The organism is Pseudomonas sp. HLT2-19-2, from assembly GCF_054898005.1.
On the sequence record NZ_CM142712.1, the window covers coordinates 2,919,157 to 2,942,155 of the forward strand.

Consider the following 22,999-nt stretch of genomic DNA (forward strand, 5'->3'; position numbering starts at 1 on the left):
TGCCGGGCAATCATTGTTTTTGATACATCTGTTTGAATGGCCGTCAAATCACGCTCATCGACGATGGCAGGGCAATCGGGGTCAATACCGGATCTCCGGAGAAAAACGCCACCAGGTTGCGACCTACCAGTTCCACAGTGCCTTGAGTGGCTTCCGGGGACAGACCGGCGACATGCGGGGTGAGGATCACATTGGCCAACGCCTTGAGGGCATTCGGAACCTGAGGTTCGGCATCGAAGACATCCAGCGCAGCGCCGGCAATCCTGCGCTGCTCAAGCGCGCTGATCAGGTCTGCAGTGACGATCACGCTGGCTCTGGCGATGTTGACGATGAACCCGTTGGGCCCAAGGGCGTCGAGTACTTGTCGGTTGATCAGGTGTTTGGTGCCCAGGCCACCGGGGGTGGCGATGATCAAAAAGTCCGAGGCCCGTGCCAGTTCGGTGGGCGTCGAGCAGAAACTGTACGGCACGTCGCTGCGATGTTGGCGGTTGTGGTAACTGACTGTCATGTCGAAGCCGTTGGCGGCGCGTTTGGCGATGGCCATGCCGACCGCCCCGAGCCCCAGGATGCCCAGACGCTTGCCGGCCAGGGAAGGGCGCATGATTTTTGGCCACTCACCTCGGCGCACGGCGGCGTCGCAACGCGCAATGTCACGCACCAACGAGAACAGCATCGCCATGGCATGGTCGGCGACCGAAGAGGCATTGACCCCGGCGCCATTGGTGACCGTGATGCCCCGGTCGGCGGCGGCTTGCAAGTCGACGTGTTCATAGCCGGCGCCGATCACGCAGATGATCTTCAGATTCGGCAGGGCAGCGATTTCATCGGCATACAGGCCCAATGGACCGCGAGTCAGCACTGCATCGATCTGGGCGCCATGCCGTGTGATGGCCTCGGTGCGCTCGGCAGGCGTGGGCGCCAGAATCAGGTGAAAGCCCTGATGTTCGAGGATCGGCAGGTAATCATTGATGGTTTCAACCAGTACCAGAACGGTTGCGGGCATGCTGGGCTCCTGTGGGCATCGGAAAATCGGGGCTCGAACGTCGCTTCAGATTGCTGATTGCGCAACGGTTTGGCAATCACCAAAGGTCACAGGCTCGTGGCCTGCGACCTCAGTGTAGGAGCGTTCGGCCGCTCTTACACATCAACAGTGTTCAACACTTTTGCGAATGCACCGTTCAACGTCGCGTTGTGGTGTTCGATGATCGACCGGGCTGGCAGCGCCGGTGTGTCCATGCAGGTATGCGCATCGGCCACGAGTATGGGTTTAAACCCCAGGTCGGCCGCCGCTCGGCACGTGCTGTCAATGCAATATTGGGTTTTCATACCGGCGATGAACAGGTCATTGACCCCGCTAGCCCGCAATTGCTCCGCCAGCGCGGTGGCGTAAAAGGCGTTGGGGGTGGATTTGTCGAACAGAATGTCGGTGCTGGCATCCAGATCCAATGCGGGCAATAACTGCCAGAAAGGGCTGCCGACTTCAATGGGCGAACCTTGGGGGCCGGTATGGCGCACCGCGAAGATCGGCATGTTGCGTTCCCTGGCCTGACGAATAAGTCGCTGGATGTTCGCCAGTACCCGTTCACCGTCGTAGGGTTTTTCCGGGCCGTGGAACAGACCGACCTGCATATCGATGATCAACAGCGCTGATGACATGGGTGTTTCTCCTTGGGTGCCGTACGAAAAGTGCCGAACGGACGGGAGAAACAACAAGGCCCCGTCCATTGCTGGCGGGGCCTCGGGTTCACTGCGCTGTGTTCATCTCAGCCAGCCACCGCACGACCCGCCGGAAGCGGTCGTCGTGGTGCGGGTGAGGTTGAGCGCAGGAATGTTCATGAGGCCGATCATGCGGTCGGCGTCGCGGGCGTGTCAACGGCCGTGTCCGAGGCGAGTTCATCTATTTGATAAAGGCTGTCAGTGAATCTATTCCACACAACCACTCCTCAGCTAAGCCTTTGCTTCTGCTCATTAATCCCGGACAATCGCGCCCCTGTTTCGGCCAGGGCTCTGCCTGTCGGGTTTTTCCGACTCGTCCTGACCGGGTAGCAACTGACCGGAATGCGGAGATCCCACCGGATGAATGATCAGGCCAATAGCGTCGACGAACGCTATGTAGCGGCAACACCAGCGACGCTTGAGAGCTGGAATCGCCATGACACCACCTGGATGCTGGGCCTGTTTGGCACGGCCATCGGGGCCGGCACGCTGTTTTTGCCGATCAACGCGGGTCTGGGCGGCTTCTGGCCGTTGCTGGTCCTGGCGGTGTTGGCGTTCCCCATGACTTTTTACGCACACCGTGGCCTGACACGCTTTGTGTTGTCTGGACGCGAAGGCGCGGACATCACAGAAGTGGTGGAAGAGCACTTCGGGATCAAGGCCGGCGCGCTGATCACCTTGCTGTACTTCTTCGCGATCTTCCCGATCCTGCTGATCTACAGCGTGGCCTTGACCAACACCGTGGGCAGTTTCCTTGAGCATCAACTGCACATTATGCCGCCACCGCGCGCCGTGCTGTCGTTCGTGCTGATCCTCGGTCTGTTGGCGGTGGTACGTTGCGGCGAGCAAGCGATCGTCAAGGCCATGAGTTTGATGGTCTATCCGTTCATTGTTGCGCTGCTGTTCCTCGCGGTGTTCCTGATTCCACACTGGAACGGCGGCATCCTCGCCACCGCTTCGACGCTGCCAGAACCATCGGCACTGCTGCACACGCTGTGGCTGGCGATTCCGGTAATGGTGTTCTCGTTCAACCATTCGCCAATCATCTCGGCATTCGCGGTCGACCAGAAGCGCCGTTACGGCGAGCACGCCGAAGAACGCAGCTCGCAGATCCTGTCCCGCGCTCATGCGTTGATGGTGGTGATGGTGCTGTTCTTCGTCTTTAGCTGCGTGCTGACCCTGTCGCCGGCGCAACTGGCGGAAGCCAAGGCGCAGAACCTGTCGATCCTGTCGTACCTGGCCAACCACTTCGACAACCCGACCATCGCCTTCGCGGCGCCGTTGATTGCGTTCGTGGCCATTTCCAAGTCGTTCCTGGGCCACTACATCGGCGCCAGCGAAGGGCTTAAAGGTCTGATCGTGAAGACAGGCAAGCGCCCGGCGCCGAAGACCCTGGACCGCATGACTGCCGCCTTCATGCTGGTGGTCTGCTGGATCGTCGCCACGCTGAACCCGAGCATTCTCGGGATGATCGAAACCCTGGGTGGCCCGATCATCGCCGCGATCCTGTTCCTGATGCCGATGTACGCGATCCGCAAAGTGCCGGCCATGGCGCGTTATCGCGGTCAGGCTTCCAACGTCTTCGTGACGGCGGTTGGTTTGGTGGCGATTTCGGCGTTGATCTATTCGCTGACTGCCTGAGTGGGCAAAACAACGGCCGCACTGTGCATACCGCACAGTGCGGCCGTTTTTTTTTGCCTGGCGTAAAGCTCGGCACCTGACGGTGCGGTAGCGGCGGGGGTGGTGTTGCTCTGGAGCGCATTCTGGGCGGTGCACTGCGTCTGGCCCGACAGGCAAAGCCACCGATTCATACGATTATTCTCAGTCTGGAGGAGTCTCCCAACTGTGCTCTCACTGTTGCCGCCGCAGGAACTCGCGCAGTTGATACTCAGCGGCTTGAGCGTCGACGGCGCTGTGCAACAAGCGCTTCAGCCAAACGGGCACCTTTCGCAGGCATAAAAAAACGCCGCACATCTCACGATGGGCGGCGCTTTTTATGGCGTTGTAACGTTAGGCTTGAACGACCGGGATGTTGGCGTTCGCAGCAGCTTCACGGAACTCGGCGATCTGGTCGAAGGACAGGTAGCGGTAAACATCGGCCGCCATGCTGTCGATCTTGCCAGCGTATTCCATGTATTCCTCGACGGTCGGCAAGCGACCCAGGATGGAAGCCACAGACGCCAGCTCGGCCGAAGCCAGGTAGACGTTCGCGCCGTCACCCAGACGGTTCGGGAAGTTACGGGTCGACGTCGACACCACAGTGGCGTTCGGCTCTACACGTGCCTGGTTACCCATGCACAGCGAGCAGCCTGGCATTTCCATGCGAGCGCCGGCCTTGCCGTAGATGCCGTAGTAGCCTTCCTCGGTTAGCTGGTGAGCGTCCATTTTGGTCGGTGGCGACAGCCACAGACGGGTTGGAAGCTGACCTTTGACCTGATCCAGCAACTTACCGGCAGCGCGGAAGTGACCAATGTTGGTCATGCACGAACCGATGAACACTTCGTCGATCTTCTCGCCAGCAACGCTGGAGAGCAGACGGGCGTCGTCCGGATCGTTTGGCGCACAGAGCACAGGCTCTTTGATGTCGGCCAGGTCGATTTCGATGACTTCAGCGTATTCGGCGTCAGCATCGGCAACCATCAACTCAGGGTTGGCAATCCAGGCTTCCATCGCTTGAGCACGACGTTCCAGCGTACGCGCATCGCCGTAGCCTTCGCCGATCATCCAGCGCAGCAGGGTGATGTTGGAGCTCAGGTACTCGGTGATCGATTCTTTCGACAGCTTGATGGTGCAACCGGCAGCCGAACGTTCGGCCGAAGCGTCGGACAGCTCGAACGCTTGCTCGATGCTCAGGTTGTCCAGGCCTTCGATTTCCAGGATGCGGCCGGAGAAGGCGTTCTTCTTGCCTTTCTTCTCGACGGTCAGCAGGCCAGCCTGAATCGCGAAGTAAGGAATGGCGTGAACCAGGTCACGCAGGGTAACGCCCGGTTGCATTTTGCCTTTGAAGCGCACCAGGATCGATTCCGGCATGTCCAGCGGCATGACGCCGGTGGCTGCAGCGAACGCTACCAGACCGGAACCGGCCGGGAACGAAATGCCCATCGGGAAACGGGTGTGGGAGTCACCACCGGTACCGACGGTGTCCGGCAGCAGCATGCGGTTCAGCCAGCTGTGGATGATGCCGTCGCCCGGGCGCAGGGAAACGCCGCCGCGGGTCATGATGAAGTCAGGCAGGGTGTGGTGGGTGGTCACGTCGATCGGCTTTGGATACGCCGCGGTGTGGCAGAACGACTGCATGACCAGATCGGCCGAGAAGCCCAGGCACGCCAGGTCTTTCAATTCGTCGCGGGTCATCGGACCGGTGGTGTCCTGGGAACCGACAGTGGTCATCTTCGGTTCGCAGTAGGTGCCTGGACGCACACCGACTACGCCGCATGCCTTGCCGACCATTTTCTGCGCCAGGGTGAAACCCTTGGTGCTTTCAATCGGGGCATCCGGTTTTTTGAACAGGTCGAACGCTGGCAGACCCAGTTCGGCACGCGCCTTCTCGGTCAGACCACGGCCGATGATCAGCGGAATACGACCGCCGGCACGGACTTCGTCCAACAGGACCGGTGTCTTCATTTCGAAGGTGGTCAGGACTTCGTCGGTGCCGTGCTTGCAGACTTTGCCAGCATGCGGGTACAGGTCGATCACGTCGCCCATGTTCATGTTGCTGACGTCGAATTCGATCGGCAGTGCGCCGGCATCTTCCATGGTGTTGTAGAAGATCGGAGCAATCTTGTTGCCGAAGCAGAAGCCGCCGGCGCGCTTGTTCGGCACGTAAGGGACGTCGTCGCCGAAGAACCACAGCACCGAGTTGGTCGCCGATTTACGCGAAGAACCAGTACCGACCACGTCACCGACGTAGGCGATAGGGAAGCCTTGACCGCGCATTTCTTCGATCTGCTTCATCGGACCGGTGACGCCTTGGACGTCAGGCACGATGCCTTCACGGGCCATTTTCAGCATGGCCAGGGCGTGCATCGGGATGTCCGGGCGGGACCAGGCATCAGGAGCAGGGGACAGGTCGTCGGTGTTGGTTTCGCCGGTGACCTTGAACACGCGCAGGCTGATCTTGTCGGCCAGGGTCGGGCGGTTCTTGAACCACTCGCCGTCAGCCCAGGATTGCAGCACGCCTTTGGCGTGAACGTTACCGTTCTTGGCTTTTTCAGCGACGTCGTGGAAGGCATCGAACATTAGCAGGGTGTGCTTGAGCTCTTCGGCAGCGACAGGTGCCAGTTCGGCGTCGTCCAGCAGGTTGACCAGCGTGACTATGTTGTAGCCGCCCAGCATGGTGCCGAGCAGTTCAACCGCGCGTTTCTTGTCGATCAGAGGGGAGGTGACTTCGCCTTTGGCGATAGCAGAGAGGAAGCCGGCCTTTACATAAGCCGCTTCGTCCACGCCTGGCGGAACGCGATTGGTGATCAGGTCAACGAGGAAAGCTTCTTCGCCAGCCGGGGGATTCTTCAGCAGCTCGACCAGGCCTGCAGTTTGTTCGGCGCTAAGCGGCTGGGGAACGATACCCAGTGCTGCACGCTCTTCGATATGTTTGCGGTAGGCTTCAAGCACAGTTATTACCCTCATCAGTGGTCCCAAATGGGTGTCCGGGACGCTCATCCCGAAATTGCCGTACTCATGCGCTGCGTGGCGTTGTGGGCCACTTAGCCAGAATTACCGACAATTCCTTACAGAAGCTGCTTTCAAAGTTTTACGCCTGCAGAACGGGGAGCTGATGAGGGTTGGCGTAGAGCTTTTCCCCGCTGGAAAAACCCTTCGCCAACTCCGCTCTGAAGGAACGACTGTGCTCGTGACGCTTTGAAAACAGCTTCTAACGGACATTGGCGCCTTAAAAGGCTGGCTGATTCTACGGCAAAAAAAAATTAAAGGTAAGTTAGACCCTGAACTTTGAGGGGTGATGAATGTTAGACAAAGGGCTAACATGCCGATCTGTTCTGCTTTCCCGTGTTCTCCCTGACTATGCCCAATCAGACCATCAAGACCCCCTGCGTCGGCCTCTGCTCCACTGTTTACGGTGATTTGGTGTGCCGTGGCTGCAAGCGTTTCCACCATGAAGTGATCAACTGGAATGGTTACAACGAGGAAGAAAAGCGCGCGGTGTGGCTGCGTCTTGAGCAATTGCTGTCCCAGGTGATGGCCAGCAAGCTAGAAGTTTTCGATCCCCCGCGCCTGCGATTGCAGCTGGAGCAGCGCAAGATCCGCTTTGTGCCGCATCAGTCGGAATATTGCTGGGCGTATCAGTTGATCGCCCGGGGGGCGCGGGTGATCAACAATCTGGAAGCCTACGGAATGGTGCTGATGCCGGAGTTTCGCGACTGGAACCTGCCGGAATTACGGGACGCCATTGATCGGGAGTTCTTTTTGCTGTCAGAGGCGCATTACCAGCGCTACATCGCCCCGGGCTTCCTCAAGGATGCGTTCGGCGGTTAATTTCAAAAGCTTCGCGAGCAGGCCCGCTCCCACAGGGGATTTGTGAGCGCCACAGATCCTATGTGGGAGCGGGCTTGCTCGCGAAGGCTATCTATCCGACACCGCACATCTCAATGCTGAGTCACGATCTCCTCCAGATGATCCATGATCGTATCCGGTTTCAGCACCAGCACATCGCTCTCCACCGAATCCAGCACCACTTCCGCCGTATTGCCGATCAGCGCCCCCGACAACCCGGACCGCGCGACCGTACCGATCACGATCACCGACGCCTGCAGCTTGTGGACCATGAACGGAATCAACACATCCGCCGGGCCTTCTGCGATATGCAGGTGGTCGTTGTCGATGTCGAACTCTGCCTGAAACGCCTTGCACTGCTCGCGATAGCGGGCCTCGATGGTTTCGCTGAGCTGCAACGTCGGGTCGGCTGACGACAGCATCGGTGATGGATGGGCGCTGATCACGTGCAGGTGAGCCCTGGCCAGGCTGGCGATGTCATAGCCGTGATCGATGATGGCGGCGTGCAGCGTACGGTGTTCGGCTTCGGTATTACCGACATCGATCGCCGCTAGAATGACCCCACCAGTCCAGGGTTTCGAGGTTTTGACCAGCAGCACAGGCGTCGGGCAATAACGCAGCAGTTTCCAGTCCGCCGGGGTCAGAAGGGCTTTCTTCAGTGGGCTGTCGGGGTAATGCTGTTTGACCACCAGCCCACAGCCTTCGGCTTGCTGCACATTGACGATGGTTTCGTGCAGGCTTTCGTTCCAGGCCTGCTCGGTGGTGACGCAGTAGCCGTCCTCGACCAAGGCCGCCTTGAGCACGCCCAACATGCTGCTGTGGTCATGCTTGCGGTCGCAGACCAGCAGATGCAGATGCGCCTGGGTCACGCCAGCAATCAATTTGGCCCGTTTAAGCGCCAGGCTTTCCGAGTGCTCGGGTTCGATGACCACCAGGATGCTGCGAATGGCTTGCATGATCGGGATCTCCAGGAAGTAAAAAATACTGCGTTGGACAACTATAGTTGCTGGTCGCGCTTTCGGGACTTGATGCATATCAACGGTCGCGACTGGTGGTCTGCCGGCAGGCCGGTATAATCGGCGCCCTTCGATTTGAACCTCTTATCCGTGAGCCCCATGATCCTTCCCGAAATTCACGAGTTCCTCGGCTGCCGTACCCCCGATGGTTGGGTTCAGGCCGCGTTGGCCGATCAGGAAACCCTGCTGATCGATCATAAAAACTGCGAATTCAAGGCAGCCAGCACGGCGTTGAGCCTGATTGCCAAGTATCACTCCCACGTCGATCTGATCAACCTGATGTCGCGCCTGGCCCGGGAAGAACTGGTGCACCACGAACAGGTCATGCGCCTGATGAAAAAGCGCAAGATCGAGCTGCGTCAGCTGTCCGCCGGGCGTTACGCCTCGGGCTTGCGCAAAGTGGTGCGCAACCATGAACCGGTCAAGTTGGTGGACACCCTGGTGGTCGGCGCGTTTATCGAGGCGCGCAGCTGTGAGCGTTTCGAGGCGCTGGTGCCGCATCTGGACGAAGAACTGGGTAAATTCTACTTCGGCCTGCTTAAAAGCGAGGCCCGGCATTTCCAGGGTTACCTGAAACTGGCCTACCAATACGGTGACGCCAAAGACATCGCTCAGGTAATCGACAGGGTCCGCGCCGCCGAGCAGGAACTGATCGAGTCGCCGGATGTGGAGTTCCGCTTTCACAGTGGCGTGCCGGTCGCCGCATAAATACCACCCGCAAATTGCGATCTTCTGCGTCTGAATTGTTAAAAACTCTTAAGAGTATGAAAGATCACTGAAAGCCGGCCCCCGAGGCCGGTTTTGGCTGCCTGCGATATCCGTCGGCTCACCGATTGGCGCCATAATGCCGGCCACTTCACGCAAGGGTTGGCAGACGGTCATTATGGATAATCTGGGTTTTGGCAAAGTACTGTTGGTGGAAGACGACGAAAAGCTCGCCGGGCTGATCGCGCATTTCCTGTCCCAACACGGTTTTGAAGTCCGGCAGGTGCACCGCGGCGACCTTGCATTGGCCGCGTTCCTCGAATTCAAACCGAAAGTCGTCGTGCTTGACCTGATGCTGCCGGGCCAGAGCGGCCTGCACGTGTGCCGCGAGATCCGCAGCGTGTCCGACACGCCGATCGTCATTCTTACCGCCAAGGAAGACGACCTTGATCACATCCTCGGGCTGGAGTCCGGCGCCGATGACTACGTGATCAAACCGATCAAGCCGCCGGTGCTGTTGGCCCGGCTACGCGCCTTGCAACGCCGCCAGACGCCGGACAGCGGCGTGTGCAGCGCTCTGGAGTTCGGCCATCTAAACATCGACCGCAGTTGTCGCGAGGTGCGGCTGGCGGGTGAGGGCATCGAACTCACCACCATGGAGTTCGAACTGCTGTGGTTGCTGGCCAGCGCCGCCGGCAAGATTCTGTCCCGTGACGACATCCTCAACCGCATGCGCGGTATTGCCTTCGACGGCCTCAATCGCAGCGTCGACGTCTACATCAGCAAGCTGCGGGGCAAGTTGAAGGACAACCCGCGCGAGCCGGTGTGCATCAAGACCATCTGGGGCAAGGGTTACCTGTTCAATCCGTTTGCGTGGGAGCTGTAAATGCTGCGGTTATTTTTTGGGTTGTACCTGATGCTGGCTGTGGGGTTGGTGCTGGCATTACAGACGGTTGAGCACACGTTTAATGCACTGCTCGACGGCCAGATGCAGGCCTATAACCGTGAAGCGGTGCGGGGGCAGGCCTGGTCGCTGGTGGCGCAATTGCGCGGGCTCGAAGGCCCCGCGCGCGCGCAACAACTGGAAGCGCTGCGCCCGCATTATGGCTTGGGGCTGAGCCTGCCGGAGTCCGATCAGTTGGCCCTCAATGATCATGAGAAAGCCCTGTTGGCCGAAGGGAAACTGGTGATCAGGGATAAGTACACCCAGTTCATTTCGTCGATCGACAGCGGTTCTCAACTGCTGAGCATCAAATTGCCGGCCGAGCCGAGCCTGATGCCGTTCTACATCTGCGCCGCGTACCTGATGCTGGCCGGGCTGATCGGCATCGTGCTGTTTTTCTGGGTCCGGCCGCACTGGCGCGATCTGGAAAAACTGCGCCTGGCGGCCGAGCGTTTTGGTGATAACGATCTGTCGTCGCGGATCCAGCTGTCCAAGCGCTCGAACATTCGCGACCTGTCCGAACACTTCAACCTGATGGCGGCGCGCATCGAAGGCCTGATTGCCAATCAGCGCGAGCTGACCAACGCGGTGTCCCATGAGTTGCGCACGCCGATTGCCCGGCTGTCGTTCGAGCTCGACCAGCTCAAGCAGCAACCCGATCCGGCCCAGAACCGTGAACTGATCGCCGACATGTACGCCGACCTCGGCGAGCTGGAAGAGATGGTGTCCGAACTGCTCACCTATGCCAGCCTCGAACGCGGTGCCACGGTGATCACTCGGGAAAACATTCAAGCCAGCAGTTGGCTCGATAGCGTGGTCGGCAGTGTTGCGCTGGAAGCCGAAGCCGCCAGTGTGCAATTGCTGATTGTCGAGTGTCAGGTCGATGAGGTCCGTATCGAGCCGCGTTTCATGGCCCGGGCGGTAATCAACCTGCTGCGCAATGCCATTCGTTATGCCGACGGGCGGGTGGAAGTGTCGTTGGTGCGCACCGGTGATCACTACGAAGTGCGGGTCAACGATGACGGCCCCGGCGTGCCGGTGGACGGGCGGGAGAAAATCTTCGAACCGTTCTCGCGCCTGGACGCCAGCCGCGACCGCCGCACTGGGGGCTTCGGCCTGGGCCTGGCGTTGGTGCGGCGGGTGTCGCAATCCCATGGCGGGCAAGTGGAAGTGGCGGATTCGCCGTGGGGCGGGGCGTCGTTTCGCATGACTTGGGCACATCTGGATTAGATTTGTGTTGTTCTTGAGGACGCCTTCACGGGCAAGTCGGATCGCCGCACCGCTCGCTCCACAGGTCCGAAGTCGTACTGAAATCTCGTCGGAGCGAGGCTTGCCCGCGAAGAGGCCATCAGCAACAAAGCATTGTCAGAAGGTGTACTCCACCTGTCCACCCACCGAAGTCTGCATCCGCCGCTCGACAATCGGACTGTCCGCCGCATCATTCGCCAGGTATTGAACGGCGAGCACCGTAGAAACACTCCATCGATCATTGATCGGCAACGACCAGGTCAAATCCGCCCCACGGCTCACCAGCCCTCCGCGAGTGTCATGCGTCCTGAACTGACTGCGCGAAGCCTGGGTGGCACTCACGCCATACCAGGTGCGCACGTAATTGCTGTCACCAAACTGACTGTTCAGACTGCCCACGGCCTTGCCGTAGTCACCCTCATAAAACGGCGCGCTGATGCTTAATTTCAAGCGATTCCAGGCTGAGCCGGTGTCGTGATCGTCTTCATCCTTTTCCAGTGCATGCTCAAAACTGGCACCGAGAATGATCGGGCCCATGTGGTAGGTCCCGTCCAGACCCAGCACAGGCCGCGACTTGATCGAGCCCATGCCGTCCAGCTCATCCGAGCCTTTGAAGCCGGTCTTGCGATCCTTGCGCACATCGCTCGCGCCGATGTACACGCTCAGACCGAAGTCGTCTTCATCAAACGCCCAGCCCAATCCCTTTTCAGTGTCCAGAAAGATTCCATACGGGCTGACAACCTTGCCGCCCAGCAGCGGCGCGACCACGCGCTCGTCACTGCCGCTGTAACGCGGCACGCTGGCGGCACCGGCGCGTAAGGTGTATTGCCACTCTTCAGCGCGTAAAGAGTCGGCGGGAATGAGCAGGCAAAGCGAAGTCAACGACAGACACAGTGAACGTAACATGGGAGCACCCTAGGGAATTTGGATGCGCCTATGCTAGGGGGTTGCCGCCCCGCAATCTTTGACAGCTTTGTCGGGAAACTGTCAAAGACTGTGAACGGGCTTAGCGGCTCAAGCCCAGGCGTTCATGCCACTCGGCGATGGATTCTTCGGGATAAACGTCGAACTGCTGATCCCGAGGATGAGCCTCGACTTCCACCCACGGCGCTTTGGAACCGAGCAGCAAATGCGTGTGTTCCGGCGGCACCGGCAGCGGAGTGTCGATGGCTGATGCAAACGGGTGAATCAGCTCCGGCCATTGCGGGCTGAACAGCCACAAACCTGAACCACAGAGAGAACAGAAATGCCGCTCGGCGGTGCTGCTGTGGGCACGCTTATCGCCTTCGTCCTTGAGTCGCGCATGGTAAATCGTAATGTGCTTGCGGCCGCGAACCTTCAGGCTCACACCATCGCCGCCCAGGTTGATCGCATACCCGCCACCGCCCTGGGTCTTGCGACAGATCGAGCAGTAGCAACGTTGATACGGGTAGGGGTGGGCGCTGGTCAAACTGAACGACACCGCGCCGCAATGGCAGGAGCCTTCGAGCTGCATGGGAACCTCCGACAGGTCTGGAACTTACCCAAGACAGCCTAGACCTTCAGCGCCCCTCGACCGGTACCAGAATCGCATCGCCGGTCGCATGGAGATGGGAAGTTGGGTTTGTGGTGAATGTGCTGGCCTCATCGCGAGCAAGCTCGCGATGAACGATAACGCGGTCCCGCTGGACGTCCACCTATGGCCAAGGCAGCATGGGCGCCTTCATAACTGAGGCTGAATTCATGCGACGACTGCCTTCTCTGGCCGCACTCAGAACCTTCGAATGCGCCGCCCGCCACGCCCATTTCGGCCGGGCAGCGGCGGAGTTGTGTGTCACCGACAGCGCGGTCAGTCATCAGATTCGGCAGCTCGAAGAGCAATTGGGGGTGTCGCTGTTCGTCCGCGAAGGCCGGCAGATTCGCCCGACGATGGCCGCCGGGCGCCTGATGCAAAGCTTGCAGCAGGCCTTCGAACTGATCGGCGAGGCCTGCGATGAGCTGCGTGACCCGTCATCGCTGGCGGTGTTGCGCCTGGCGGTGACTGCCGAGTTGGCGCAAAAGTGGTTGATGAGTCGCCTCACTGATTTTTACGCGCGTTATCCGCACATCACCTTGCACCTCTACGAACAACCGATCGACGCCACGGCGCCGGGCGAAGACATCGACCTGGCGATCACTTACGGCACCGGCCCGGTGGACAGCAGCGCGTACTTCGTCCGGCCCTTGCCGGCGTTGCAGTTCTTCCCGGTGTGCAGCCCCGGTCTGTTCAACCAGGGCACGTTGAAAACCCCGAAGGATTTGGCACGTCACTGCCTGCTGCACGACGATCAGGACGGCAAGACCTGGACCGCCTGGCTCACCAGCCATGCCGGTGATCAGCGCCCCGAACGGCAGCTGTATTTCGCCCACGCGGGTTTGGCGCTGGAAGCAGCGGCTCAAGGCCAAGGTGTGGCCATGGGCGATAACTTGACTGCGCAGGAGGATTTGCTCAGCGGACGCTTGGTCAGGCCCTTCACCTCAAGCATGACTGCGCTCGGCCAATATGCACTGGTGTGCGAGCGGGTAAGGCTGGAGCGACCGGCGGTGGCGCAGATGCTGGAGTGGTTCAACGATCAACTGGTCGATTGATGAGTTGAATTCAAGTATTCCGAAATAATCATCGTTGGCGGGGAGGGCGCCGGCGACCTTAGCCTGTGGTCATTCCAATCCCTGTTGATGAGGTTTGACCATGGCACGTTTGCTCGACTCCACCCCCAAACTCGACGGTTTCCGCTTGCCTGGCGAATTCGAAACCAAGTCTGGTTGCTGGCTTGGCTGGCCGGAGCGCACCGACGTCTGGCGCAACGGCGCCAAGCCGGCGCAGAAAGTCTGGGTGCAGATCGTCACCGCCATCTCCCGGAGCGAACCGGTCACCGTGTGCGCCTCCGCCGCGCAGTTCGCCACCGCTCGCCGCCAATTGCCGCCTCAAGTGCGCGTGGTGGAAATGACCTGCAACGACACCTGGTTCCGCGACAGTGGCCCCTGCTTTGTGGTCAACGAGGACAGCGGTGAGGTGCGCGGCGTGGACTTTGAGTTCAACGCTTACGGCGGCCTCGATGGCGGCCTCTACTACCCGTGGGACAAGGACGACCAGATCGCCAGCAAAATCCTCGAAATCGAACGTTTCGACCGCTACCGCGCGCCGCTGATTGCCGAACTGGGCGGTATCCAGAGCGACGGCCAGGGCAGCATTCTCACCACCGAACAATGCTTGCTCAACCGCAACCGTAACCAGCACCTGGGCAAGGACGAAGTCACCCGGCGATTGACCGATTACCTCGGCGCCGAGCAAATCATCTGGCTGCCACGTGGCTGCAAGTTCGACGAAACCGATGGCCACGTCGACGACCTCGCGTGCTTCGTGCGTCCCGGTGAAGTGGTGCTGCAATGGACCGACAATCGCGATGACCCGCAATGGGAAATCTACCAGGAGGCGTACGACATTCTGCGCAGCACCCGCGACAGCCGTGGCCGCGAGTTGATCGTGCACAAGCTGCCGCAACCGGACGTGCTGGAATGGACCGCTGAAGAAGCCGAAGGCCTCGATCAACTCGACAGCACTCACGTCCGTCAGGCCGGGACCAAAATCTGCGCGTCGTACATCAACTACTACGCCGGCAACACCTCGATTGTCGTGCCGCTGTTTGGCGACCGCCATGATCAGGCGGCACAGGCGACCCTAGCCGAATTGTTCCCGCAGCACAAAATCGTCGGCATCGAAAACTCTCGGGAAATCCTCCTCGGCGGCGGTAACGTCGCATGCATCACCATGCCGCAGTACGCTGGCAGTGCCTGCAACGAAAAGGGAGTCTGATCATGGGCCTGCACAAACTGACTCAAGCATTGCTGCTGGTGCTCGCACCCCTGTGTGTGCAGGCCGCCGACACCGCGAAACCGGTGGTCAATCTGTACATCTGGGGCGAGTACCTGGCCCCGGACACCCTGACCAATTTCGAAAAGAAAACCGGCATTCATGTGGTGGCTGATCACTTCGACTCCCTTGAAACCGCCGAGACCAAACTGCTAACGGGTCGCAGCGGCTATGACCTGGTGCTGACCGCGGGTCAGCATTTGTCCCGGGCGATCCAGAGCGGTGCGATTCAAACGCTAAACCCGCAACAGCTGCCACATTTTGCCGGTGTTGGTGACGAGTTTCGCCAGCACATGGCCGTATTCGATCCGGGCAACCGGTACGCCGGGATTTACGCTTGGGGTACCACCGGCGTCGGCTATCAGCAAGAGGCGATCATCAAGCGTTTGCCCGACGCGCCAACGGACAGCTGGGCGATGCTGTTCGATCCGGCGGTGGTGTCGAAATTTGCCGATTGCGGGGTCAGTCTGCTCAACGACCCCAATGAGGTTTTCGCCGCGGTCATGAAGTACATGGGGCTGGACATCAACCTCCAGAATCTCGATGACCTGAAACTCGCCGAGCAGCAATTGGCGAAAATCCGGCCGTTCATCCGCTACTTCGACAATGACCTGAATATCAGCGACCTGGCCAACGGCAACACCTGTGTGGCGATGTCGTGGAACGGCAACGTGGCCATCGCCGCCGGCCAGGCAGAAGCCGCGAAAAAACCGTTCACCTTGACCTACCGCATACCGAAGGAGGGCACTCTGATCTGGTTCGACGCCATGGTCATTCCCAAGGACGCGCCGCATCCCGAAGCCGGGCTGGCGTTGATGGATTATCTGATGACACCGGAGGTGATTGCGCCGATCACCGACACCATCCATTACGCCAACGCGATCACGGCGGCGGATGACTTGATCGATCCGGCGATTCGCAATGATCCGGGGACGTATCCGTCGGCTGAGGTGAGGGCTTCGTTGTACAGCAAGAATGACAATGGGAAGGCGTTTAACCGGGCTTTGATTCGGGCGTTCAGTCGGTTGAAGTCGGGGTTGTGACTGGGACGGGCGGCTTTGGAACACGCCACAAATACCACGCCGCCACCGTCCGAAACGGACTCCACCCCAACCCAATCTCAACCATCTGCTTACGCGTCGGCTGCACCTCCAACCCCTTCAGCCGCCGGTACCCCTCACGCACGCCAAAATCATCGGCCGGCAAGATATCCGGCCGCTCCAGGCTGTAAATCAGCAGCATCTCAACCGTCCAGCGCCCAACCCCTCGCAAGGTAATCAACCGCTCAATCAGCGCCTCATCATCCATCGCCAGCGCCATAGCGTAGTCCGGCACTACGCCATCCAGCGCCGCTTGAGCAATGCCCTGAATGGTCGCGATCTTGCTGGCGGAAAAGCCGCAACCGCGCAGTTGATCGAACGCAGTCGCGACAATCTGTTCAGGCCGCGGGAACACGCCCGCCCCAAACAGCGCCAGTAGCCGACCGACAATCGCATCCCCAGCCTTGGCATGCAGTTGCTGGTAGGCAATCGCCCGCACCAGCGACTCATAAGGATCGCGGGCCGCATGGGGCTGATGCAGGCAAGGGCCGACGGTGGCGATGTGGCGACGCCAATCTTCGTCGATGGCCGCCAGGAACTCAGTGGCGGCCAGGTAGGTATCGGGCATGGAGGTCAAGCTTTCCCGGTCGGCGCCAACAAGGCGTTAACTTCCCCGTAGGTGAAGGCCTTGAGGTGGCTACTGTCGAGCTTGCCGGTTTCCAGAAAGCGCTTGGCCAGGGATGCCATGGCACCATAAAGAAACTCGGCGATTCCCGAACCTGCGCTCAAACGGCGTACGCCGAGCGCTTTCAGCTCTTCAGGCGACGGCAGGTCGGGGAGCCCGAGCACGTTCACCGGCAGCGAGGTGCCTTGGCACAACGCAGCGATCTCGTACTCTGCCGTGACGCCTGCCGCGAACAAGCCATCGGCACCGGCCGCCTGATACAACGCGGCGCGCTTGAGCGTCTCTGCAACCCGATCTTCGGCAGGCACCAGACTTTTAAGGTACACATCGGTGCGGGCGTTGATGAACAGCTTCACATTACGGCGACTGGCAACCTGCCGAGCGATTTCAATCTTGCGTGCCAGCAGCTCAGGCGGGGAAGCGCCGTCCTCGATGTTGATCCCGACAGCCCCGGCGGCAATCACCGCGTCAATGATCTCGGCAACCCGTGTCAGGTCATCGGAATAACCGGCCTCGATGTCCACCGTCAACGGCACCGAGATCACCCGAACGATGGACTCGACCGTTGATATCAGGCGCTCAAGGGGCAGGGCATTGCCATCCTGATAACCGTGAGCCCAGGCCACCGCCGCACTGCTGGTGGCAACGGCTTTGCTGCCCAGTTGCTCTACGATTCGTGCGCCGGCGGCATCGGCGACGTTGGTGAGAATCAGCAGGCCGTCCTGGTGCAACTGGTGAAACTGTTTGTCGAGCGTGTCCATCGAATGTCCTTCCTTATGACTTTTTGAGAAACCTGCGAGTGATCAGAATGCGATTTGTTGCGTCATCTGCACCGCCGCTTTTTCCAGCCTTAACAAGAACGCCTTGCGCTGTTGTCCTCCACCATAGCCGGTCAGTGAGCCGTCCGCACCGATCACCCGGTGACAGGGCAAGACAATCGAAAGGCGGTTATAGCCGTTGGCCAGTCCCACGGCCCGACTGGCGCCGGGTTTGCCCAATAGCGCCGCGATAGCGCCATAGGTGCTGGTCTGGCCGTACGGGATCTTGGACAATTCGGCCCAGACCTGCCGGGCGAAATCGCTGCCGGGGAAGTGCAGGGGAACGGTGAAGTCAGTCAGTTTGCCGGCGAAGTACTGGGTCAGCTCGGCTTCAATCTGCTGCAAATGCGCGTTATGTCCCGGCGCAACCGCATAACCGTATCGATTTTGCAATTCTTCAACTTCCTTGGTCAGCGCTGGCCGATCAAGAAACTCCAGCAGCACCAGCCCGCGTCGTTCGGCCATGGCGATCATCGGCCCCAGCGGTGTGGTCAGGCGAGTGAACAGCAGTGGCTCACTGTTGGCGGCACGGCCGGGTGTGGTGTGGAAGGACTTTTGGAACGCATCGCGAAAGCCGCTCAGGGACTCGTAGCCCGAGTCAAACGCCGCGTTGTCGATGGAGTCGCCCTGTTTGATCCCGCCCAACGCCATGCCGAGGCGTCGAGTGCGCAGCCAAGCGTGAAAGGTCATGCCGAAATGCTGCTTGAACCAGCGTCGCAACTTCAGCGGCTCGATGCCTCCGGCCCGCAACTGGGCATCGGTCCAGCGCTGGTCGGGATCGGCGTCTACCGATTTGAGCAGCCGCTGCACCCAGTCCGGCGCGATGGCCGCCGCGTCCAGCGGCTTGCAGCGCAGACAGGCGCGGTAGCCGGCCGACATGCACTCATCGGCATGGGCGAAGAATTCGACGTTCTCCGGCTTCGGCTTGCGCGCAGTGCAGCTGGGGCGACAAAAGATGCCGGTGGTTTTGACCGCGGTGAAAAACACCCCCTCGTAGGCGGTGTCTCGTTCGAGCATGGCGCGAACCATCTCGGCGTGGGGCGGAAGCAAAGCGTTGTGTAGGTTCATGGAATGAGCATAAGACGCGTCGGCTATCGCCTCCACCGGAAAATCGACAGAGAATTCGTAGGCCATGTAGACGGCGGCATAAACTACGGGCTTGCCGCGCCTCGTCTGGCTATACAGTTTAGTTTTTCTTCTTGATTAGTTTACTCATGTAGTATTTGAGGCTGAAACGATCTTTAGGCCTAGGTTTGTAGTGGGTTTTGTTTCGTTGTGCGGGGTCGATCACCATGGTTCCCGCGGTGTAGTAATAAAGGGCTATAGATTTGCGCGTGATGTCTTCTGGAGTCGTTAAAGGCTCTGGGTGCCCATGATTGCTGTCTTTGTCTGTGTTGAAAATGACACAGCGATTGTAAATGGGCAGGACTTTTTTAAGGCAGGTTTTCATGTCGACATCCCAAAGTTCCAGGTTGCCGCCGAATTCCTCTTGCCAGCCTTCATTCAGATAAATGATGACATTCAGTCTGCGCTCAACATTGAGTTTTTTGTTGAGCCTGAAGTCCGAGTGCACCCCCAGGAAACCACCACTTTTCGTTTCATGCAGCCCGCCACCGGTAAAGTAGGGGTCGGGTATCAAACCTTCGATGCCTGTGAGCTTTTCAAGAAACTGCAGCATGGGGGCCGAGTTAAAGGCGTTGAAAACAGTCTTCAAATAAGGGGCGCATTCGTTGGGACTAATTTGACGCTTTCGTTGACCTTTATAGCCGCGCTCGTACAGCATTTCGTTGTGAGTCGGTTCGACTGGGAAGTGCGAGCAGATACTTGCAATCAGGTCTTCGTGTAAGAAATTATCGATGACTATGTGCGGAAATGGCGTAGCTTGAATATAGTGATTGGCCAATGAGTCACCAAAGGCGCTGGCGGCGTTCTGGTCGAAATCAAGCTCCGGGGAGAGGGTGATAGGCAGTGCTTGAGTGATGGGTGTCATTACCGCTCCAACAACTTAATATAAAGACTTATGGGTGGCTTCAAACAGCGTCGAACGCACTGCTCGTTGCGTGTCTTCGTCGCTTAAACTTTGCTGTCGTCATTGTTCAGGCGCTTCAAAATGTTGTTGTACATTTTGGTTCTCCTATGAGTCTTTTCATAGCCGCCAGCCGCTGCGACAGTGCCGGACTGAATATGATCCAGATAGCTGAAAATTTTACGCGGTGATAACAATTCAACGATGTACCCCAGTTCGGTCATGCGGTCTTGGAGGGTATAGCCAGGCACACGATCATCCATCGAGAAATGCAGGTTGTGCTGTTTAATAAGTTTGCAGTTCCACAAAGTACAGAAACTCTTCAAATAGACTTCTCTGTACGGTTTTGGTTCTCTGGAACGTAATCCCATGGAGATTTTCAGGCGTCTGAAATGGTGTTTGAATAGTCGTGAGCTAAAGCGCCAAAGCGTTCTCGTGGCGCCACGATTTAGTTGCTCTACACAACCGACGGCTACGATTTTTTGGTTGTTGATGCATTTATTCATCATCATTGGAAAAACATTTTTGTCGAAAATAAATGTGTCAGTGTGCAATAGGAATAAATAGTCAGTTTCAACTCGCTCCAACACCAGGTCAAGTGCTTTGCCATGTGCGATGTGGCCTGGTTCTGGCTCGGAAACAGAACGCTCGATTAAATTGATCCAGTTAAGTGTGCGCAAATATTCAGTGCTTTCATCGGCGGAATAGTTGTCAACTACCCATATGGGTATGCTGTGGCTGCCCAGATGCTGGTGCAATAAGTCTAAGCATATCTTGGTAATTTCTGGTGTCTTGTAATTTACTATCACTATGCTAAAGGCTTTAGCGTTTTCAGCCGGAAAACCAGTGCTGTTCATTGTTCAGGTGCTCATTTGTGTTGTTTGTAATTATAAATAATTGAACCTGTATACAGCTTCCGTTTATTTGTCCGCGCAAAACTTTGCGTGACGATAGCCTACTCAGACCTGATGGAGAGCACTAGATGCGGCTTCATCGTATAAGGATCTGCTCTATAGGTAAATATCCGTGAATTATTTCGTTACATCAGAAGGCTGGTCAGGCGAGCTTCTTGGGCGGTCGCGGTACAGGTGAGGGGTGTTTTCTTCAATACAGCTATCACGCCGCTCTTTAGCGTGAGGCCTCGTTCAACTGAATTGAAGAAGGTCTGTTATGAGTCTGATTATCTCCATGGCGGCGTTTGCATTGGTTGCTTCGATAACGCCGGGACCGGTGAATATTGTCGCGCTGAGTTCAGGGGCACGGTTTGGTTTCCGTGCCAGTCAACGGCATGTGGCCGGTGCGACGCTGGGCTTTGTTGTGTTGTTGGTGCTGATGGGGTTAGGGCTGCATGAGTTGTTGCGGTTATGGCCCGCGCTGACGCAGGTGGTGCAATGGGCGGGTGTGGCGTTCCTGTTGTACATGGCCTTCAAGTTGGCCACCGACAAGGGACATCTCGATGCGAAGGAATCAGGCCGGGCGCCGTCGATGTTGTACGGCGCCGTCATGCAGTGGCTCAACCCGAAAGCCTGGTTGGCCTGTGTGGCAGGCATGGGCGCTTTTGTAGCGGATGGCGAGGCGCGGCTGGTCTGGCAGTTTGCGGCGGTGTATCTGGTGATCTGCTACCTGTCCGTCGGTTGCTGGGCGTATGCCGGGACCTTTTTGCGTGGCTATTTGAACAACCCGGCGGGCATGCGCCTGTTCAATCGAAGCATGGCGTTGCTGCTGGCGGCGAGCGCGGTTTACCTGTTGTTGCCCTAGAGTACTTGAGTCACCCGCGGTACTGCCCCGGCGTCGCCGCCAGATGCTGTTTGAACGCACGCTGAAAATGCGCCTGATCGGCAAACCCGGCTTCGAGCGCCACATCGGCGATCAGCTTGCCGCTGCGCAGTTGATCGCGGGCGAACTGGATGCGCCGGTTGACCAGAAACGCGTGGGGCGTCATGCCGTAATGCTGCTTGAACGCGCGGATCAGGTAGGACGGCGATAGCTGAGCAGCCTCGCAAATGTCTTCGAGCTTGAGCATTTGCGTGCAGTTGTCGCGGATGTAATCGGCCGCCCGTTCCAGTTTGAAATTGGGCTCTCGCAGCGGTTGATCGATCGGATTGAGCCGCTGCTGTAGGTCGGTGAAAAACTCCACGGCCGCGCTTTGCTTGCGCAGCACGTCTTGCTGCGCATCGACCAGCACTTCGTACAAACCTTTGAGGTCGGCAAACAGGTCGCGGTCGTGAGTGTGGGTGATGGAAAAACGGCGAAACGCCAAGTCCTGGCTGATGCCGAGCTGATGCTGCAAATCGGTCAACCAAGGTGTCTCGACGTACAGCATCAGGTACGACCATGGTTGGTCATCGATGGGATTGCAGGCGTGGACATCACCGGGATTCATCAGCACCACGGTGCCGGCACTGACCTGCAATTGCGATTGCTCGTGGAGATAGGTGCTGCGACCGGCCGTGATCGCGCCGATGGAAAAGTGCGCGTGGGAATGCCGTGAATAGCAGACCTCGCGGCCGTCGGCGATGGCCCGCGCCTCGATGAAGGGCAGTGCGTCGTCGCGCCAGAAGCGCGGGGCTTTGTCAGCGTCTTTGGCAACGGCGGGCTTCATTATCAGCGTCCTCGGCAGATCAGAACCGGAGTGTATTAGCTCTCGCCGTTGAAGGCCCGCTGCAAGGTGGCGATGTCGAGTTTTTTCATCTGCATCATGGCTTGCATGGCGCGTTGGGATTTTGTCGTGTCAGGGTCTTTCAACATGTCCATCATTGCGACAGGCACGATCTGCCAGGATAAGCCGAATTTGTCCTTGAGCCAACCGCACTGCTCGTTCTGGGGATGGGCGGACAGCGCCCCCCAGAAATGGTCGACTTCGTCTTGGATCTGGCAGTTGACCTGGAATGAAATCGCTTCGCTGAACTTGAAATCGGGGCCGCCATTGAGGCCCGTGAAAGGCAGTCCGTCGAGTTCGAAACTGACCGTCAACACCGAGCCTTCAGGCTGGCCATGCACCTCCTGACCGGCTTTGCCGTAATGAGTGATGGCGGTGATTTTCGAGTGATCGAAGACCGAACAGTAAAACTTCGCCGCCTCTTCGGCCTGATCGTCGAACCAGAGGCAGGGGGTCAGTTTTTGAACGCGGTGCATGGCGTAGCTCCTCTACGGATACTCAGGTTGGACTGTTCAGCGTAGTCAGCCTCGGGTCGTCTAGCCGTACCGTAGATCGACAAGTTAAAAGAGTTCCGTTGTCGACGGAATCAACGATGTCGACATGACCTTGTGGCGGGTATCAGTGACGGCCCAACGCTCCCTTTTGTGTGACCGGTGGTCGATGAACCTGTCCGGCGGGGCAAATTGCGCTTAGCTGAAAGGATAACGCCGACTCAAAAAAATAAGGCGTCACCGTGAATCTGAGGA

General features: G+C 58.5%; 22 protein-coding genes. 9 read left to right on the forward strand and 13 right to left on the reverse strand.

Going from position 1 to position 22,999, the window contains the following annotated elements:
- Positions 1–43 precede the first annotated feature (43 nt).
- Positions 44–1,003, reverse strand: a complete 960-nt coding sequence (locus ACYZTU_RS13570; RefSeq protein ID WP_461970825.1) for a 2-hydroxyacid dehydrogenase — start codon at positions 1,001–1,003, stop codon at positions 44–46.
- Positions 1,004–1,137: 134 nt separating this feature from the next.
- On the reverse strand, positions 1,138–1,656 hold the full coding sequence (locus ACYZTU_RS13575; protein ID WP_461970827.1) for a cysteine hydrolase family protein: 519 nt from the start codon (positions 1,654–1,656) through the stop codon (positions 1,138–1,140).
- 420 nt (positions 1,657–2,076) lie between these two features.
- Here ACYZTU_RS13575 and ACYZTU_RS13580 point away from each other — a divergent pair, with 420 nt between their 5' ends.
- A complete protein-coding gene (locus tag ACYZTU_RS13580) occupies positions 2,077–3,357 on the forward strand; it encodes an HAAAP family serine/threonine permease (protein WP_461970829.1) in 1,281 nt (426 codons plus the stop codon).
- Positions 3,358–3,726: 369 nt separating this feature from the next.
- On the opposite strand, the gene acnB is transcribed toward ACYZTU_RS13580, so the two are convergent.
- The gene (gene acnB / locus ACYZTU_RS13585; protein ID WP_461971031.1) at positions 3,727–6,327 is read right to left on the reverse strand and encodes a bifunctional aconitate hydratase 2/2-methylisocitrate dehydratase; all 2,601 of its coding nucleotides are present in this window, start codon (positions 6,325–6,327) and stop codon (positions 3,727–3,729) included.
- A 408-nt stretch (positions 6,328–6,735) separates the two neighbouring features.
- Here acnB and ACYZTU_RS13590 point away from each other — a divergent pair, with 408 nt between their 5' ends.
- A complete protein-coding gene (locus tag ACYZTU_RS13590) occupies positions 6,736–7,206 on the forward strand; it encodes a DUF1289 domain-containing protein (protein ID WP_449644581.1) in 471 nt (156 codons plus the stop codon).
- 110 nt (positions 7,207–7,316) lie between these two features.
- Here ACYZTU_RS13590 and ACYZTU_RS13595 read toward each other — a convergent pair whose 3' ends face one another.
- Complete coding sequence (locus ACYZTU_RS13595; RefSeq protein ID WP_461970831.1) at positions 7,317–8,180, reverse strand: universal stress protein; 864 nt, start codon at positions 8,178–8,180, stop codon at positions 7,317–7,319.
- Between the two features lie 159 nt (positions 8,181–8,339).
- On the opposite strand from ACYZTU_RS13595, the gene ACYZTU_RS13600 reads away from it, so the two are divergent.
- The 3 genes from ACYZTU_RS13600 to ACYZTU_RS13610 all read left to right on the forward strand — a co-directional run bounded on the left by ACYZTU_RS13600 (position 8,340) and on the right by ACYZTU_RS13610 (position 11,118).
- A complete protein-coding gene (locus ACYZTU_RS13600; protein ID WP_461970833.1) occupies positions 8,340–8,948 on the forward strand; it encodes a MiaE family protein in 609 nt (202 codons plus the stop codon).
- 175 nt (positions 8,949–9,123) lie between these two features.
- Positions 9,124–9,831 (forward strand): winged helix-turn-helix domain-containing protein, encoded by a 708-nt coding sequence (locus ACYZTU_RS13605; protein WP_449644645.1) that lies wholly within the window; start codon positions 9,124–9,126, stop codon positions 9,829–9,831.
- The gene (locus ACYZTU_RS13610) at positions 9,832–11,118 is read left to right on the forward strand and encodes an ATP-binding protein (protein ID WP_461970834.1); all 1,287 of its coding nucleotides are present in this window, start codon (positions 9,832–9,834) and stop codon (positions 11,116–11,118) included. It begins immediately after the preceding gene.
- Positions 11,119–11,253: 135 nt separating this feature from the next.
- Here the strand turns inward: ACYZTU_RS13610 and ACYZTU_RS13615 are convergent, their stop codons facing one another.
- Both ACYZTU_RS13615 and ACYZTU_RS13620 read right to left on the reverse strand, forming a co-directional pair.
- The gene (locus tag ACYZTU_RS13615) at positions 11,254–12,042 is read right to left on the reverse strand and encodes a MipA/OmpV family protein (RefSeq protein ID WP_461970836.1); all 789 of its coding nucleotides are present in this window, start codon (positions 12,040–12,042) and stop codon (positions 11,254–11,256) included.
- A 100-nt stretch (positions 12,043–12,142) separates the two neighbouring features.
- The gene (locus ACYZTU_RS13620; protein WP_449644585.1) at positions 12,143–12,631 is read right to left on the reverse strand and encodes a GFA family protein; all 489 of its coding nucleotides are present in this window, start codon (positions 12,629–12,631) and stop codon (positions 12,143–12,145) included.
- Positions 12,632–12,858: 227 nt separating this feature from the next.
- Between ACYZTU_RS13620 and ACYZTU_RS13625 the strand changes: the two genes are divergently transcribed.
- The 3 genes from ACYZTU_RS13625 to ACYZTU_RS13635 all read left to right on the forward strand — a co-directional run bounded on the left by ACYZTU_RS13625 (position 12,859) and on the right by ACYZTU_RS13635 (position 16,068).
- Complete coding sequence (locus tag ACYZTU_RS13625) at positions 12,859–13,743, forward strand: LysR substrate-binding domain-containing protein (protein WP_461970838.1); 885 nt, start codon at positions 12,859–12,861, stop codon at positions 13,741–13,743.
- A gap of 100 nt (positions 13,744–13,843) precedes the next feature.
- Positions 13,844–14,968, forward strand: a complete 1,125-nt coding sequence (gene aguA / locus ACYZTU_RS13630; RefSeq protein WP_461970840.1) for an agmatine deiminase — start codon at positions 13,844–13,846, stop codon at positions 14,966–14,968.
- Between the two features lie 2 nt (positions 14,969–14,970).
- On the forward strand, positions 14,971–16,068 hold the full coding sequence (locus tag ACYZTU_RS13635; protein ID WP_461970842.1) for an extracellular solute-binding protein: 1,098 nt from the start codon (positions 14,971–14,973) through the stop codon (positions 16,066–16,068).
- Here ACYZTU_RS13635 and ACYZTU_RS13640 read toward each other — a convergent pair.
- The 5 genes from ACYZTU_RS13640 to ACYZTU_RS13660 all read right to left on the reverse strand — a co-directional run bounded on the left by ACYZTU_RS13640 (position 16,043) and on the right by ACYZTU_RS13660 (position 20,451).
- Positions 16,043–16,693, reverse strand: a complete 651-nt coding sequence (locus tag ACYZTU_RS13640) for a DNA-3-methyladenine glycosylase family protein (protein ID WP_461970844.1) — start codon at positions 16,691–16,693, stop codon at positions 16,043–16,045. The two genes, ACYZTU_RS13635 and ACYZTU_RS13640, sit on opposite strands and share 26 nt — an antisense overlap.
- A 5-nt stretch (positions 16,694–16,698) precedes the next feature.
- Positions 16,699–17,511 (reverse strand): isocitrate lyase/PEP mutase family protein, encoded by an 813-nt coding sequence (locus ACYZTU_RS13645; RefSeq protein WP_461970846.1) that lies wholly within the window; start codon positions 17,509–17,511, stop codon positions 16,699–16,701.
- Positions 17,512–17,553: 42 nt separating this feature from the next.
- On the reverse strand, positions 17,554–18,636 hold the full coding sequence (locus tag ACYZTU_RS13650; protein WP_461970848.1) for a bifunctional transcriptional activator/DNA repair enzyme AdaA: 1,083 nt from the start codon (positions 18,634–18,636) through the stop codon (positions 17,554–17,556).
- 118 nt (positions 18,637–18,754) lie between these two features.
- Entirely contained in the window at positions 18,755–19,558 is an 804-nt protein-coding gene (locus ACYZTU_RS13655) for a 2OG-Fe(II) oxygenase (RefSeq protein ID WP_461970850.1), read from the reverse strand.
- Positions 19,559–19,641: 83 nt separating this feature from the next.
- A complete protein-coding gene (locus ACYZTU_RS13660) occupies positions 19,642–20,451 on the reverse strand; it encodes a glycosyltransferase (protein WP_461970852.1) in 810 nt (269 codons plus the stop codon).
- Between the two features lie 313 nt (positions 20,452–20,764).
- Between ACYZTU_RS13660 and ACYZTU_RS13665 the strand changes: the two genes are divergently transcribed.
- Positions 20,765–21,352, forward strand: coding sequence for a LysE family translocator (locus ACYZTU_RS13665; protein ID WP_461970854.1), 588 nt, complete (start codon positions 20,765–20,767; stop codon positions 21,350–21,352).
- A gap of 10 nt (positions 21,353–21,362) precedes the next feature.
- Here ACYZTU_RS13665 and ACYZTU_RS13670 read toward each other — a convergent pair whose 3' ends face one another.
- Together ACYZTU_RS13670 and ACYZTU_RS13675 are read right to left on the reverse strand one after the other, a co-directional pair.
- A complete protein-coding gene (locus tag ACYZTU_RS13670; RefSeq protein WP_461970856.1) occupies positions 21,363–22,196 on the reverse strand; it encodes a helix-turn-helix domain-containing protein in 834 nt (277 codons plus the stop codon).
- A 35-nt stretch (positions 22,197–22,231) separates the two neighbouring features.
- Entirely contained in the window at positions 22,232–22,729 is a 498-nt protein-coding gene (locus tag ACYZTU_RS13675; protein WP_461970858.1) for a VOC family protein, read from the reverse strand.
- Between the last annotated feature and the right edge of the window lie 270 nt (positions 22,730–22,999).

Coding starts and splice junctions, on each gene's coding strand:
- ACYZTU_RS13670 (WP_461970856.1), bottom strand. CDS start 22,196: ATGAAGCCCGCCGTTGCCAAAGACGCTGACAAAGCCCCGCGCTTCTGG.
- ACYZTU_RS13605 (WP_449644645.1), top strand. CDS start 9,124: ATGGATAATCTGGGTTTTGGCAAAGTACTGTTGGTGGAAGACGACGAA.
- ACYZTU_RS13590 (WP_449644581.1), top strand. CDS start 6,736: ATGCCCAATCAGACCATCAAGACCCCCTGCGTCGGCCTCTGCTCCACT.
- ACYZTU_RS13660 (WP_461970852.1), bottom strand. CDS start 20,451: ATGAACAGCACTGGTTTTCCGGCTGAAAACGCTAAAGCCTTTAGCATA.
- ACYZTU_RS13600 (WP_461970833.1), top strand. CDS start 8,340: ATGATCCTTCCCGAAATTCACGAGTTCCTCGGCTGCCGTACCCCCGAT.
- ACYZTU_RS13620 (WP_449644585.1), bottom strand. CDS start 12,631: ATGCAGCTCGAAGGCTCCTGCCATTGCGGCGCGGTGTCGTTCAGTTTG.
- ACYZTU_RS13635 (WP_461970842.1), top strand. CDS start 14,971: ATGGGCCTGCACAAACTGACTCAAGCATTGCTGCTGGTGCTCGCACCC.
- ACYZTU_RS13655 (WP_461970850.1), bottom strand. CDS start 19,558: ATGACACCCATCACTCAAGCACTGCCTATCACCCTCTCCCCGGAGCTT.
- ACYZTU_RS13675 (WP_461970858.1), bottom strand. CDS start 22,729: ATGCACCGCGTTCAAAAACTGACCCCCTGCCTCTGGTTCGACGATCAG.
- ACYZTU_RS13640 (WP_461970844.1), bottom strand. CDS start 16,693: ATGCCCGATACCTACCTGGCCGCCACTGAGTTCCTGGCGGCCATCGAC.
- ACYZTU_RS13595 (WP_461970831.1), bottom strand. CDS start 8,180: ATGCAAGCCATTCGCAGCATCCTGGTGGTCATCGAACCCGAGCACTCG.
- ACYZTU_RS13570 (WP_461970825.1), bottom strand. CDS start 1,003: ATGCCCGCAACCGTTCTGGTACTGGTTGAAACCATCAATGATTACCTG.
- ACYZTU_RS13625 (WP_461970838.1), top strand. CDS start 12,859: ATGCGACGACTGCCTTCTCTGGCCGCACTCAGAACCTTCGAATGCGCC.
- ACYZTU_RS13650 (WP_461970848.1), bottom strand. CDS start 18,636: ATGAACCTACACAACGCTTTGCTTCCGCCCCACGCCGAGATGGTTCGC.
- ACYZTU_RS13575 (WP_461970827.1), bottom strand. CDS start 1,656: ATGTCATCAGCGCTGTTGATCATCGATATGCAGGTCGGTCTGTTCCAC.
- ACYZTU_RS13610 (WP_461970834.1), top strand. CDS start 9,832: ATGCTGCGGTTATTTTTTGGGTTGTACCTGATGCTGGCTGTGGGGTTG.
- ACYZTU_RS13615 (WP_461970836.1), bottom strand. CDS start 12,042: ATGTTACGTTCACTGTGTCTGTCGTTGACTTCGCTTTGCCTGCTCATT.
- aguA (WP_461970840.1), top strand. CDS start 13,844: ATGGCACGTTTGCTCGACTCCACCCCCAAACTCGACGGTTTCCGCTTG.
- ACYZTU_RS13645 (WP_461970846.1), bottom strand. CDS start 17,511: ATGGACACGCTCGACAAACAGTTTCACCAGTTGCACCAGGACGGCCTG.
- ACYZTU_RS13580 (WP_461970829.1), top strand. CDS start 2,077: ATGAATGATCAGGCCAATAGCGTCGACGAACGCTATGTAGCGGCAACA.
- ACYZTU_RS13665 (WP_461970854.1), top strand. CDS start 20,765: ATGAGTCTGATTATCTCCATGGCGGCGTTTGCATTGGTTGCTTCGATA.